General features: G+C 33.3%; 13 protein-coding genes. 3 read left to right on the plus strand and 10 right to left on the minus strand.

Annotated features, from left to right (window positions below):
• Positions 1-39 precede the first annotated feature (39 nt).
• Positions 40-1,416, minus strand: a complete 1,377-nt coding sequence (gene radA / locus AC07SW_RS06675) for a DNA repair protein RadA (protein ID WP_034572242.1) — start codon at positions 1,414-1,416, stop codon at positions 40-42.
• 374 nt (positions 1,417-1,790) lie between these two features.
• Here radA and AC07SW_RS06680 point away from each other — a divergent pair, with 374 nt between their 5' ends.
• Positions 1,791-2,690 carry a helix-turn-helix transcriptional regulator gene (locus tag AC07SW_RS06680; RefSeq protein ID WP_490424758.1) on the plus strand — a complete coding sequence of 300 codons (900 nt, stop codon included), beginning with the start codon at positions 1,791-1,793 and terminating at the stop codon, positions 2,688-2,690.
• Between the two features lie 96 nt (positions 2,691-2,786).
• Here the strand turns inward: AC07SW_RS06680 and AC07SW_RS06685 are convergent, their stop codons facing one another.
• The 6 genes from AC07SW_RS06685 to AC07SW_RS06710 form a co-directional block, all read right to left on the minus strand.
• Positions 2,787-3,074 (minus strand): hypothetical protein, encoded by a 288-nt coding sequence (locus tag AC07SW_RS06685; protein ID WP_051915702.1) that lies wholly within the window; start codon positions 3,072-3,074, stop codon positions 2,787-2,789.
• A 171-nt stretch (positions 3,075-3,245) separates the two neighbouring features.
• Positions 3,246-3,638: a hypothetical protein gene (locus AC07SW_RS06690; RefSeq protein ID WP_034572246.1), complete on the minus strand. Its 393-nt coding sequence runs from the start codon at positions 3,636-3,638 to the stop codon at positions 3,246-3,248.
• A gap of 94 nt (positions 3,639-3,732) precedes the next feature.
• Positions 3,733-6,030, minus strand: coding sequence for a glycosyl hydrolase family 18 protein (locus AC07SW_RS06695; RefSeq protein ID WP_494632493.1), 2,298 nt, complete (start codon positions 6,028-6,030; stop codon positions 3,733-3,735).
• Between the two features lie 436 nt (positions 6,031-6,466).
• The gene (locus tag AC07SW_RS06700) at positions 6,467-6,877 is read right to left on the minus strand and encodes a VOC family protein (RefSeq protein ID WP_034572250.1); all 411 of its coding nucleotides are present in this window, start codon (positions 6,875-6,877) and stop codon (positions 6,467-6,469) included.
• A 131-nt stretch (positions 6,878-7,008) separates the two neighbouring features.
• The gene (locus tag AC07SW_RS06705) at positions 7,009-7,758 is read right to left on the minus strand and encodes a hypothetical protein (protein ID WP_051915703.1); all 750 of its coding nucleotides are present in this window, start codon (positions 7,756-7,758) and stop codon (positions 7,009-7,011) included.
• A 230-nt stretch (positions 7,759-7,988) separates the two neighbouring features.
• A complete protein-coding gene (locus AC07SW_RS06710; RefSeq protein WP_034572253.1) occupies positions 7,989-8,912 on the minus strand; it encodes a helix-turn-helix domain-containing protein in 924 nt (307 codons plus the stop codon).
• 439 nt (positions 8,913-9,351) lie between these two features.
• Between AC07SW_RS06710 and AC07SW_RS06715 the strand changes: the two genes are divergently transcribed.
• On the plus strand, positions 9,352-10,833 hold the full coding sequence (locus AC07SW_RS06715; protein WP_034572256.1) for an AcpB/EbpR/MafR family transcriptional regulator: 1,482 nt from the start codon (positions 9,352-9,354) through the stop codon (positions 10,831-10,833).
• 36 nt (positions 10,834-10,869) lie between these two features.
• Here AC07SW_RS06715 and AC07SW_RS06720 read toward each other — a convergent pair whose 3' ends face one another.
• Both AC07SW_RS06720 and AC07SW_RS06725 read right to left on the minus strand, forming a co-directional pair.
• Positions 10,870-11,406 (minus strand): dCTP deaminase/dUTPase family protein, encoded by a 537-nt coding sequence (locus tag AC07SW_RS06720; protein ID WP_034572259.1) that lies wholly within the window; start codon positions 11,404-11,406, stop codon positions 10,870-10,872.
• A gap of 124 nt (positions 11,407-11,530) precedes the next feature.
• The gene (locus tag AC07SW_RS06725; RefSeq protein ID WP_494632494.1) at positions 11,531-12,253 is read right to left on the minus strand and encodes an SDR family oxidoreductase; all 723 of its coding nucleotides are present in this window, start codon (positions 12,251-12,253) and stop codon (positions 11,531-11,533) included.
• A 127-nt stretch (positions 12,254-12,380) separates the two neighbouring features.
• On the opposite strand from AC07SW_RS06725, the gene AC07SW_RS06730 reads away from it, so the two are divergent.
• Positions 12,381-12,719, plus strand: a complete 339-nt coding sequence (locus AC07SW_RS06730; RefSeq protein WP_494632496.1) for a winged helix-turn-helix transcriptional regulator — start codon at positions 12,381-12,383, stop codon at positions 12,717-12,719.
• 71 nt (positions 12,720-12,790) lie between these two features.
• On the opposite strand, the gene AC07SW_RS06735 is transcribed toward AC07SW_RS06730, so the two are convergent.
• Positions 12,791-13,972, minus strand: coding sequence for a NupC/NupG family nucleoside CNT transporter (locus tag AC07SW_RS06735; RefSeq protein ID WP_034572268.1), 1,182 nt, complete (start codon positions 13,970-13,972; stop codon positions 12,791-12,793).

The raw sequence follows: 13,972 nt of genomic DNA on the forward strand, positions 1-13,972 counted from the left end.
AAGGTGCCTTTGCAAAAAACGGCACCCTTGTTATTATGCTTAATTTTCACCAAAGGCCTTTCTTAAAGTATCTGCAATGGTGGTCACACCAACAATTTCAATTTCTTTTGGAAAAGTCCAACCACCAATGTTGTTTTTGGGAATGAACATGCGTGTAAATCCTAGTTTAGCTGCTTCTTGAACTCTTTGATCAATCCGACTAACACGTCTAATTTCCCCTGTTAAACCAATTTCTCCAATAAAACAATCTGTGGATTTGGTTTCTTTTTCCCGATAACTTGAAGCAATGCTGACGGCTATCGCCAAATCGATAGCCGGTTCATCTAGTTTAACACCGCCTGCTGCTTTTAGATAAGCATCTTGATTTTGCAACAGCATGCCTGCTCGTTTTTCTAAAACAGCCATAATCAACGATACTCGGTTATGATCTAACCCGCTAGCCGTGCGTTTTGCATTTCCGAAAACGGTTGGCGTAATCAACGATTGAACTTCAACTAAAATAGGACGAGTCCCTTCCATTGCAGCAACAATAGCAGATCCCGTTGCACCTGCTAAACGCTCTTCTAAAAAGAGTTCAGACGGATTTAGTACTTCGATTAATCCACCATCACGCATTTCAAAAATTCCAATCTCATTAGTCGAACCAAAACGATTTTTTACAGCTCTTAAAATTCGAAATGTATGGTGTCGATCGCCTTCAAAATAAAGGACTGTGTCTACCATATGTTCTAACATTCTGGGTCCTGCGATTGCACCTTCTTTTGTCACATGACCGACGATAAAGATAGCAATATTATTGCTTTTGGCAATTTTCATCAAGTCTGCCGTGCTCTCGCGTACTTGACTCACACTTCCAACAACACTTTGAACATCTGGTTGGCTCATTGTTTGAATGGAATCAATAATCACGTAGTCAGGTTTGATGTCTTCTATCGTTTGACGAATGGCTGCCATATCTGTTTCTGGGTAGATAAAAAAGTCTGATCCTTTTACTTCTAATCGATCTGCTCGCATTTTAATCTGACTTGCACTTTCTTCTCCTGAAACATATAAAACTCTACCACCTACTTGATTTAATTGAGCAGACACTTGAAGTAATAGGGTTGACTTTCCAATACCTGGATCGCCACCAATTAAAACAAGTGAACCTGGAACTACCCCGCCACCAAGAACACGGTTAAGTTCACCTAATTTTGTTTTGACTCTTGGTTCTTTTGAAACAGTTATATCTTGAATTGCTTCAGCTTTAGCTGCCTTTCCAGACATGCTAACACGGCTTCTGCGATCGTTTTTATCGGTTTCCATTTCTTCCATCATTTGATTCCACGCGCCACAACTTGGGCAACGCCCCATCCATTTAGGAGTTTCGTAGCCACAAGCTTGACACACAAATTTCGTACTTTTTTTCTTGGCCACTTCTTTTTATCCTCCTTATATCTAATCGAAAAACATATTAAGTTCATTTTAACATAGAATTGTTTCAACTAGATGAAAAAACCTTGAAAAAAGCTTTAAGAAATCGTTATTTTGTTAAATACTAACTTAAATTTTTATAAAACAATAAAAGTCCCTTTCATTTTGTGTTTTATCCGTCTATCTACGATTTCTTCATCGTTCTTATTGTCCGTTAAAATAATGGTTTTCTTTTAATTTTTTAGCTTTTTAGCATTATTTTTTCTGTTGTTCGCTTTTATCATGCCTGTAAACATGGTAATATAATAATAATCGTTATTATTATTCCGCCAATTATTTTCTCTCTACATAGATAACCCGTTGAGAGGGGCTTTTACATGATCATTCTGGGGAAAAAAATCAAGAAAATTCGTAAACAGCAAAAGTTGACACAAAAAGAGTTATCTCAAGGGATTTGCACGCAGGTGACTATCAGTAAAATCGAAAATTACGATAAGTTACCAAACCTAATTATTTTAAATAATATTTGCAAACGTTTAGGTATTCCCATTAATGAGGTTTGTATCGAAAATTCAAACGACCATTCAAATTATGTCTTTTTCCAATCTTTGGAAGAGTTTTGCGACAACCAGCAATACCTAAAAGCACATCAGTTCATTGAAAAGCACAATCCAAAAGTAAAAAGTTTTACATCTTTGGAAACAAAATATTACAATTATTTTTTGGGTTTAACACAACTTTATGTATTTAAAAGTTTAGAAGACAGTCTTTATTATTTCAATTTAGTTTTATTAATGGAGAATCCAACGGCTATGATTGATTTTGTTGATGTACTAACAACCAACGCAATTGGCGTTGCTTATCAACTCCAAAAAGACAGTGTAAAAGCTTTAACTTATTTTGAAAAATCAATTAAGCAGCTCCAAAAGTTCGATCAAGTAGATGCCATTCCTTATCAACAGCTGATTCATCTGTACTTAAATACAACTGAATTTTTCAATTCTAATCAACAATATACTAAGACTTTTAAACTCTATAAACACGCTCAAAAAATAATTCAAAAACAAAACCTTACAAAACGAGTAGACGAGCTTTATTATGAAATGGGCAATACCTTTTTTGCTATCAATGATTCCAAACAAGCCAATAAGAATTACTTACTGGCGTTAGCTACAGCCTATTTAAATGGCAACGAAACATTGCTTACTAAAATAAAAAGCAAGCTAATTGCCTCACCATTCAATCAAGTTTTAGCGTTATTTGAGGAGGATATTTAAGTTTATAGACCACTCAAAAAAGGATACACACTAACAGGAAATTCATTCCACGTTTTTAGTGTGTATCCTTTTTTGTGTCTTGCTGAGATTATTTTTTTAAAAGTGTACTCTTGCAGTTAATTTATCTTCAATACTTAAATTTTCATAATATTTAGGTTCCCACGTTTTTTCTGTCTTTTTAGAAAAAGCCATAATTGATTTTTCAGGAACGACTACTAACATATCCCCGTTTTGTTCTGCGATAATATCCATGAATTCATCTTTTTTAATGATAATCCGATATGCTTTTTCAGGATGTTCTGGCGAGCTCACCAAATGTCCCTTTGCTAAAAGACCTTCACTCCAAATAAAATCTAATAAATCTTTTTTAATCTGTGCGTCCATCCTACACAACCCCATCCTTGATAAATTAAATAACCATTCTTAATAACTAATTTTACAATTATATTTTCATGTTTGTTCTTTCTGAAAATAAAATAGCATTTTCTATGTGATTTGTAAAGGTATCGTGATAGTTTTCACATGATTTTTTAACCGTTCCTTGAATTTATTTAGTTAAATATCAAACAAATGTGTTTTATAATCACTGTATAAGGTTCCATTTTGTGAAGTAAATTGTAAGATTTGGCATTTAGCTGATGGATTTATTTTTTGAGAGATTTGAATGTGTTGAACTTCTTCTTTTGTTAACAAATGGATATGACCATTGATTGTTACACTTTTAAAAATTGTTTGGTTATAATAGCAAATGATTCCTGTCACAGGCAATTCAAAAAATGATGCCTCAATTTGATAGTTTGTGATATCAAAATAGAATGTTTTTAATCCTACATAGCTGATTGGTGTAACCAATCCCTTCATTTCAGGTATTCCTTCATGAGTAATAATTCCTAGCACAACTACTTTACACTGCTCCCACAGTTCTAACGAAATTCTTTTAACAGTCATTTTTATCAATCCCCCTACTGTTCTTAAAAGAAATATAAAGATGAAAGGCACTATCTTTATTCGGATAGGCTTTCATCTTTATAGATTTAAGTTCTTACTTAATTAGTTCCCAAGGTCCTCCGACTTCTGCTCCTGGTGTATTGCCTTGTGTCCACCATTTAGCTTTATATTGGTGACCTTGATAAGTGACGATATCTCCACCAACATAGACTTTCGTTGCACTCCATTCATTGGTTGCCGGTGGTGGTGTATCCGTTGTTTTTACAACTAAAGCTGCACTTGCTGCTGAACTATTTCCAGCTGCGTCATAAGCTTTAACTGTATAATTGTAAGTGGTTGATGCTTTTAAATTAGTATCTGTAAAGCTCACACCGTTTGTAACATTGCTAACTTCCACTCCATCACGAAGTACTTTGTAACCTGCAACCTTTATATTATCTGTTGAAGCAGACCATGTAACAGTTGCTGTCGAACCCGTTACATTGCTTGCTACTAAATTAGTTGGAATGCTTGGTGCTACAGTATCACTTGGATCGGGCGGTGTTACTTCGCCATTACCTGTATAAATATCTTGCTTACCTAGCTCAACGCCATTTTTTGCCATTCGTTGAGTTAAACTAATTTTTTGAATATTTTTAACATCAACTGTAGCTGCACTTGACTTCAAACGGAATTTATATGAGGCTCCTTGTGGAATCGTTTGACCGTCATAAACAGATGAAAGGTCAATTGCAGTCATGCCATTTGCTGTTGTTACTGTTCCAGCAGTATAATCACCCGCCGTTAGTGTTTCATTTGCGCTTGTTGTTAAATAGAATTTTGGAGTTTTAACCGTTTCAAAAGCAAGTTCTGTTAATTTTAGAACTTCATTGCTTTCATTTGCAACTTCATTGTTTTTGATTGTAATTTCGTATCCTGCTCCATTTTCGTTATAAGGCGTGATGCTTGCTTGAACATTTAAATTTGTATAAACGATTGGATTACTCGGAATTGCAGTGTTTCCTAATAGGCCTGTTTTAATCGCTTTTGTCAATTCATCGCGTTTTGTTGAAGTCGTTGGTTTATCTTGTGACTGCATCCACGAAATGATTCCACCTAGCTTTTTATCCTTTACATATTGCGATTTATAGCCAATTGAGCGTGTATTGTCATAACTGAAAAATTCACCCGTATCTTTACTGTATAAATAAGGTGCTTTCGCCACGTCATCCCAATATTCAGTCAAACCTGTCGTCGCTTTTTTCAACGCATCGATGCTACGGTACGCCCAAACACCACCAGCTCGTCCACCATCACCAGAAGTTAAAGGTTTTTCATTTTTAGCACCATAGGTCAAAGATAAATCAGCATCTTTATTGTTTTTTTCTGCAGCTTGGAAAAGTCCTGGTTGTAATGGGTCATTTCCTTGCGCTACCTTATTCCAACCTCTTGTATAGAAAGCGGAGCCAATAACAATTTTATCTGGGGATGCACCTTTGTCTTCAAGATACTTAACCGTTTGATCGACAGACAGTCCACTGTTGTATTGAGGGTCTTTTGGATTGCCATATAAAGCTGTATGGTGCGCACTTTGATTGCCCCAAGCGCCATTCATGTCATAGGTCATAACATTTGCAAAATCAACGACTTTAAATAAGTTGGCCACGTCAATTCCTGCTGCTAGTGTTCCTTGAGAGGCAGGTAAAGCAACAGTTAGTTCATATTTTTTGCCAATTTCAGTTCCTTGCTTTTCTAAGCCTGCACGCAAATCTTTTAATAGTGTAATATAGTTGTCTTTGTCTGCTGGTGTTGCATTTGGAGTTCCTGTATCATTTTTATTATCTACAGTGTCTGGTTGTCGAACAGAAGTTGGATATTCCCAATCAATATCGACAAAATCCATGTTTGTATATTTAACAAATTTCATAGCATTGGCAACAAAATTCGCTCTTGCTGTTGGGTTTGCAGCAACTGTTGAAAAGTTTGCTGATTTTGACCAACCGCCAATTGAAATCCCAATTTTCATATTTGGATTGCTTGCACGTAAATCTTGGAGGGCATTTAATACGCCCGCATTTGCTCCACCCCATTGAACGCCTTCTTGTCCAACTGGTGCACCGACTGCTGCATCTTTATCTGTAAATTTAAAATTCCCATTGCTATCAAAATCCATAAAAGCAAAATTCAAATGTGTTAATTGATCTGCTGGAATATCCTTTGGATAAAAGTTTCCTTCTCCACCCCAGATTGACCAATCACCATAATACATCACGTTGCGGTAAGGAGCTGTTTCTGCTGCCTGCACTTTTTCTGGTGAAGCAATCGCTACCGTTACAACTGTTGAAGCAGCTAATCCACATGTTAACAAAATAGTAGCAAATGTTCCAAAAACTTTTCGATTCATTTTCTTCATTTTGACACCTCTTTTAGTTAGTTTTCTATTAGAGTCTAATAGAATTGTAGCTTTTTAAGAAAACGCTATCATTTAAAGTTTTCTTAACTCCATATCTTTGAATATTATTGAGAACACAGTTTAATCTTCTTTTTTTATTAAAGCTGATTAAATTACAGAATAATACGTCAACCCTCCTTTACATATTTTGCCATCCCAATTATGTACAAAGCAATTATCGTGCCAAATGAAATACCGTGTATTCCCTCACTTAACACTTACACAGAGAGCTTACACAGTATTATATATTTTTACACATATGAATTACTTTATTACACTAAAGTAATATTTATTTGAATAAAAATAACAAAACACCAATATATTTTTCAAAATAAATGATAGTTTAAAAAGAGTCGATTTCTTGGAAATAGTATCCAAAAAATCGGCTCTTTTTACTTTATGATAGATTAAATTGCCATCCAATGCCAAACTTATCGATTACTTGACCATACTTCTTAGACCAAAATGTTTCTGTCAAGGGCATCGTTATTTTCCCACCTTCAGCTAATTGATTAAATTGAGTAGTTAACTGAGTTTCATCGGATGTATCAATGACTAAGGTAATATTATCGCCCGGCTTATACTCCATAAAATCAGGAACATCAGCGAACATGACTTTCGTACCTTCCATTTCAATACTGGCATTCATGATGAGCTTTTTAGTTGCTTCATCCATGGGAGGTGCCCCTTCCATTTCAACTTCTCCATAGGTCATAATATCCTGACATTTTACTGAAAATACTTTCTCGTATAATTCGATTGCATCTCTTGCTTGATTTTTGAAATTTAAATAGATATTTAAAGGCATGATTGGTTCCTTCTTTCTATTTATTTTAATTAAATTGAGTATAGCACAGAGTTTAAATAAAAGGATAATGATATCCTCAAAAAAAAATAATCTTAACCAAGACGCACGTCTGGTTAAGATTATTTGAAAGATTATTTACGTTGGAAATCTAATGAAGGATTTGCAAATACTTGATTTTTCAACACAAGTGTTTCACCTTTTAACATCCAGTTGATATCAGATAGTTGGTAATGAAAGAGATCGTTTAGTTTAGTATCACCAAAGCTTGATTTGATTCCTTCTTTTGTATAGCTTAAAATAACTTCCTTAGCTGTTTCTTTCTCAACTTTTACTAATTTTGTTTCTTTTTTCATCGCTTCAATATTTTCTTTAGAAATATCTTTTTTAGACAATGATAATTTCACTTTGGTGTTCGTTACATCATACTGATTAACACCTTTACGACTTAAGTTGCTTTCAAAAATTAAATCTAAGCCTTTGGTTCCATTCATATCAACAAAACGAAATTCTGAATCTTTGCCTTTGTTCACAATTTTAAAAGTTCCTGAAGCACTGGAACCCGTCCATTCACCTGAAACCTTGCTAAAGAATGGGAACACGTAATAAGTAAAGATTAGTGCTGCGACAATCATAATTCCCAATAGACTATATAAAATTGGCCCCATGTATTTAGCTAATTTACTTTTAGGTTCTTCTTCAAGTTCTTCATCTGAAAAATCTTCTAGATCATCTTCAAACTCCTCTTCTAATTCACTTGCTTCAACAACTTCTTCTTTTTCAATAAGTACTTGCTCTGCTTTTTCAGTAGTCTCTTCACTTGCCATTTCCTCGCTATTTTTTAACTCGTTTTGCTCTTCTTGATTATTGTTTTTCTCTGTCATTTGCTTTCCCCTTATTGTGTTATTGTAATCATCTCTTTTAAATTAAAACTAGAGTTATTCACTAATTCTCATTATATCTTATTTTCAGTAAAAATGTATCTTTACTTGTAATTTAAATGAACTAAATTTAATGAAACAATAGAAACCCTTGCTACACCAAGCGACCAGATGCTTTTTTTTTTTCAATCTATCTTTCAACTAGAAAAAAACAGCAACCGTAAATTGCTGTTTTATTTAAATTTTAAATTATTTTCTTTTGCTAATTTCATTTTCATTTGAATTAACGGTTTCGTTTCGGCCAAGATTTTTTTATCCGCTGAACTAATCGTGCTTAAGATGTTTTTTTCTTGAACCAGTAGTAACCCAAAATATAAAAAGTAGACTTCTTCTGTTTTGACCTCATCATCAATTTCAGTTGTTTCGTAAAGAGAAGCTAATTGCTCTTTTACTTTTACAAATTGTGGGTCTTGTTCCGCAACTATTTGGTACAAAGAATTTTGATCCACTGTTTGTTGTTTTTTAACTTGTAGGTAACAGATAGCCATCCAATAAAGGAATTTTTCTTTTTCAATTGGTGTTAACGTAATGTCTGCTTCCATCCCTTTTAGCTTATCTTCTAATTCGATTCTAAGTTCTTTTCCAAAAGGCCAATCTTTTCCTTTTAGAACCTCCCAGTAGAAATTGTAAAAGAAAAACCGAAGTGCTTGTTTATTGCCTTTTAGCGCTAATGTTTTTGAATCAAATTGAAAATTATACTCCGCAATGTATTGTGCTACTCTTTCTTTCGCACGGTAAACATAATTATAGCTACAGTAATATGCTTCTGCAAAATCATTTAATGTTGCTTCTTTTGATTGAAATGATTCGTTAAGTAATAAATAGAAAGTAGAATTTTTTCTAAGAGCAACATAGACGTTTTCCATTTCAAAAGTTGGATTTTTACTAAATGAAATTGTATCATTTTCAATTGTAATGTTTAGTTGGTCTGCCCAGGTTTCTATAAAATTTTGAAGTTGCATCAGTTCTAATAGTAAAACTTTTTCACTTATATTTAAATAGGCACTACAAGCGTCTACTGATGTCTTTTGAGTTACTGCCAAATAGTCTAGTAAAGCAAGTTTTCTGCTGTCTTTTTGTTCTATTAGTGACTTCATTCTACCAATCCTCTTCTATATTTTTTTATCTAGACAACTTTCACTGGTTTTCTATTTAGGTTTTAATTATTTTCTGTTAAAATGAAGCTACTATTTATTGAAAAAACCGATTAGAGTCACCTGTCGTATCAACAATCCTACAGCTTTTTTATAGCTGTATTCTCATTATATCCGATGACAGATTAATTAGGAAGATTCATTTTATGCTTTTTCTTATAGCAATTATCAGTTTATACCTTAATTAATATTATATACACTCGCATAAACCGTTTACATTCATTGGAATTTAATAAAAAAAAAGATGTTTTTTTGCATAAAATTGAATTAAAAAAACAAAAAAACTGAATAATCGCGTTTTTTTATTCAATTTGTGTATATTACGACATAAATTGAACTAGTTAAGCTCTTACTCATCTTTCATTTTCTAGGAGGTTACATTTTGATACGGTTACTAAATAAAGATGCCTTAAATAAATTAAAACTATTTTATCTTTTAAAGGAATCTGACGAAATTCAAACCATTTCATCAGTATCTAAAAAATTTAGTCTAGATAAGCGAACAACTCTTAGATTGTTACAAGCTTTTCAACAAGATATTCTTCAATTTTGTTTAGAAAAGGATATTCATTTAGATTTTCAAAATGAGCGTAACATTATTTTTACGCTTGTTGATTCCTTTGATCCTCAAATACTCTATGTAAATTATTTAGAACAGTCCATCAATTTTAAGGCTTGTTTAGATATTTTCAACCAAGATTTTACGAACATCTCTCAATTTTCTGCCAAGCACTATCAAAGTGTTTCAACCACTAAACGTTATTTGGACAGCTTAAAACGTTTAGTGAAGCAATATGATTTAACTTTAGATCTTGCAAAAAATCAAATGATTGTTGGTAAAGAACATCAAATTCGCTACTTCTACTATACTTTTTTTTGGGAATCGTATAGCTCTACACAATGGCCCTTCCCGGATATTGATTTGCATAGATTACAAGTAACTCTTCATGATATTACAAAGAATTTTAAAAATCTTCCCATTCCTGATGTTAATAAAATGATTGTCTGGATTGCAGTTTCTCTAATTCGAATTAAACAGGGTTATGTCATTGATTATGAAGAAGACTATCAACAATTTCAAAACCACAATCTTTCCTACGACCAATTCCGAGAATTTGCACTGACTTTAGCTGAAACTTTAAGTTTGCCTGCTGAGTTATTGACGAAATACGAACTGCAGTTTTTGTATTTTTCATTAGCGACCACCAGCTCTTTTTCTCATCATGATTTTTATTCAGTTGTTGATATTGATACAAATCATGAATTTGTACCTGTTACTGCTAGTCAAATATGGATTAAACGATTCTGTACATTTTTTGAAATTTCGTTAACTCCGAACGAGTATTTCTACCTTTATACAAATTTACTCTCTCTACACAGCCGCGCACTATATTTAATTGGACCTAGTAATGTTTATGGTATTTTAGACAATGGTTCTAACATTTTTAAGCGCTCTCCAGATAACTATGTGAAAATTAAACAATTCTGTTTAAAATTAGAAAGAGATGAACCTTATTTTTCACTTATTTTTAAACGCAACAATCAATTGATCCCACAGTATTTAATTTTAGTCCTTGATTTGCTAAAAAGAAAAGAAAAACCCGTTTCGATTTACCTTGCTTCTGGTTTAAATGTCATCGAACGAGATTCTTTACAAGAGCAAATGAAAGATTTAAATCCTTTTCCGATTGTATTTAATGAACACATCGAAGATATTGATTTGATTATAACCGATGTTTCAATACCTAAAATTTTTAGTAAAGATATACCTGTTTTTCATTGGAATCCGATTCCTACTAAAAAAGATTTAAAATTAGTAACTAAGCTTCTTTCTGAATTGCATTATGTAAAAAATAATAAATAAAAAAACATCCCATTAAACATATGGGATGTTTTTTTGCTAGTTGCCTGAAGAACCAAATCCGCCTGTGCGTTCTGTTTCAGATGTATCATTATCTACTTTCAAAAAGGGTAAAAAGATGCCTTGACCTACTCGTTCACCTTTTTTAATAACTTTATCTGTTAAACCAAAATTGATAAATTGAAACATAATATGTCCTTCATTAGCATCATTGCCATAATAATCTGCATCGATTACACCAACACCATTAGCTAAAATCAAGAAATTTTTCAAGGGATTCCCGGAACGGTTTGCTAGCTGCAAATATTCTTCAGCCCCCATATATGCTTTGATGCCAGTTGGTACTAACACGGGTTTTAAAAATTTTTGATCTTCCATCGTAATCTCTGTATCTTTAAATGCATTCGTTACTTCCCAAATCACATTTTTTACTAATGTTTTCCAAAAAGTAGGAATGACAACATCTTCCGATGCTTCAAAATCATAACCTGCTGCTTGTTTAGTAGCTCTTGTTGGGAGATTGATTCCTTGATCTTGATACTTACTTATTACTTCAAATCCTCTTTTTCTGGTCATTCTAATGGCTCCTTTTTAATGATACTATCAAATCCTATTTTACGTTCTACTAGATACGCAATCCAATTTATTATAGCAAAGATAGCACTAAGAAGCGAAACATTATTCAACAACTTAAAAATGATTAGGCGTCTTGTTTCGTAGCAGCAATCAGCAATTCTCGAATAATCACTTCTTGTGGCAAATCATACATGAATTTAACAGATTCAGCCACGTATTTAGGATTCATTGAAGTCCCTCCCATCATTGCTTTCCATTCTTGATAGCCTTCTTTGATACTATCGCTAGTAGTATGACCCAACAGTTCCGTCTCAGCAGCCCCTGGCGCAACTAGCATTACTCGAACGTTAGTGCTAGCTACTTCCTCTCGAATAGTTTCTGTTAAGGCATGAACACCAAACTTCGACGCACTGTAAACCGCATGATTGCCAAAAGTTTTACGACCTGCAATGGAAGAAATATTTACAATCGAACCGGCATTTCTTTCCATCATATCGTTTAGTACAATTTTACTTCCATTTAAGACTCCTTTGATGTTAATATCCAACATTATTTGCCACTCATCACTATCTTGTTCCCATACATTTCCAAGCAACATCATGCCTGCATTGTTAATTAATAAATCAACTTTTCCGTATTTTTGTTCTGCTTCACGAACAGCTTTTTCAAATTCACTAGCATCTCTCACATCTACTTTTCGAACAAGAGTATTTGGCAAATTAAATTGCTCCATTAAGTCTACACGACGTCCAATTAATAATAATGGATGCCCCGCTCTACTAAATAAATAAGCCATTTCTTTTCCAAAACCACTACTTGCACCCGTAATCACAATTAATTTTTTCATCTCATTTTCCTCTTTTCGTGTATTTATCTTCTTAGTATATTATACTGTTAGAAGATTACTAGTACGCACTTGTTTTTCACTAAGGAACCTTTTAGTAACGATGTACTGGTTTAAAGGAGCGAAAAAAATGTATTTAAATGAATTTGATGCCACCATGAAATTAATTCAAGGCAAATGGAAAATTATGATTCTATATGAACTTTATGAAAGCAAAACCGTTCGTTTCAATGAACTTCAAAAATACATCGAAAAAATCTCACATAAAACATTAACCAATCAACTACGAGAACTAGAACAAGACCAACTTATTCGACGGAAAATCTTTAAGGAAGTTCCTCCTCATGTTGAATACTCTCTGACAGAAAGCGGACAAAGTATGATTCCTGTATTGGATGTTATTTGTAATTGGGGATTAGAACATATCTCTCATGATAAAATCCAGCGTTTATTATGTAATGAAGAATAGAAAAAGTCAGTAATCTGAGGCAAAATGCCATTGAGATTACTGACTTTTTATTTGCATGATTATCTTTCAGCTTAAAATAACAAGCCTGCAACAGCAGCTGATAAAAAGCTAACTAAGGTTGCTCCAAATAATAATTTTAATCCTAATTTCGCTGCTACATTTCCTTGACGTTCATTTAAGCTCTTAATTGCGCCTGAAATGATACCAATCGATGAAAAATTAGCAAATGAAACTAAAAAGATAGAGAGAATTGCCATTGAACGGTCTGAAAATTGAAGATTTCCCATTTTTAGGTTGGTCATTGCCACAAATTCATTGGAAACCAATTTAGTTGCCATAATGCTTCCTGCATCAATGGCTTCGCTCCAAGGTATTCCCACTAAAAAGGCTAATGGTGAAAAGGCATATCCTAATACATTTTGGAAAGAGATTCCAAAAACACCTTCAAAAATGGCATTAATCATTGCAATTAATGCAACAAAACCAATCAACATCGCTCCAACTGTAATTGCTACTCTAAAACCATCCATAATATATTCGCCTAGCATTTCAAAGAAGGTTTGTTTTTCTTCATTTTGAACTTCCAACATATCCTCTTCTTCAGAAACTTCATATGGATTTAATAACGAAACAATGATAAATCCGCCAAATAAATTCAAAACTAATGCTGTAACGACATATTCTGGTTTTAACAACATCATATAAGAACCGACAATCGACATGGAAACCGTAGACATAGCTGAAGCACATAGCGTATACAGACGTTTTTCAGATAATAAATCCAATTGCTTTTTGACTGAAATGAAAACTTCTGATTGACCTAAAATAACAGAAGCGACTGCATTATACGACTCTAATTTACCCATACCATTAATTTTACTTAAGCCTAGACCTAGATATTTAATAATAAATGGCAGTACTTTGATATATTGTAAAATTCCAATCAAAGCTGAGATAAACACGATGGGCATCAACACTGCTAAGAAAAATGAATTCCCTTTTGGATTGATGACATCACCAAAAACAAAATTTACTCCTTCTGAAGCATACATAAGTAATTGGCCAAATCCATCTGCAATTCCAGAAACTAAGTAATTTCCTACTCCAGTATTCAACAATATGTACCCTAGTACAAACTGTAAAACCAACATCGTAAAGATTGGTCGAAATTTGATTTTTTTACGATCTTTGCTAAATAACCATGCCGTTCCTAAAATCAGAAAAATACCGATAACTCCAATTAAATACTTCAT

It is taken from the genome of Carnobacterium sp. GW821-FHT04C06 (assembly GCF_059420345.1).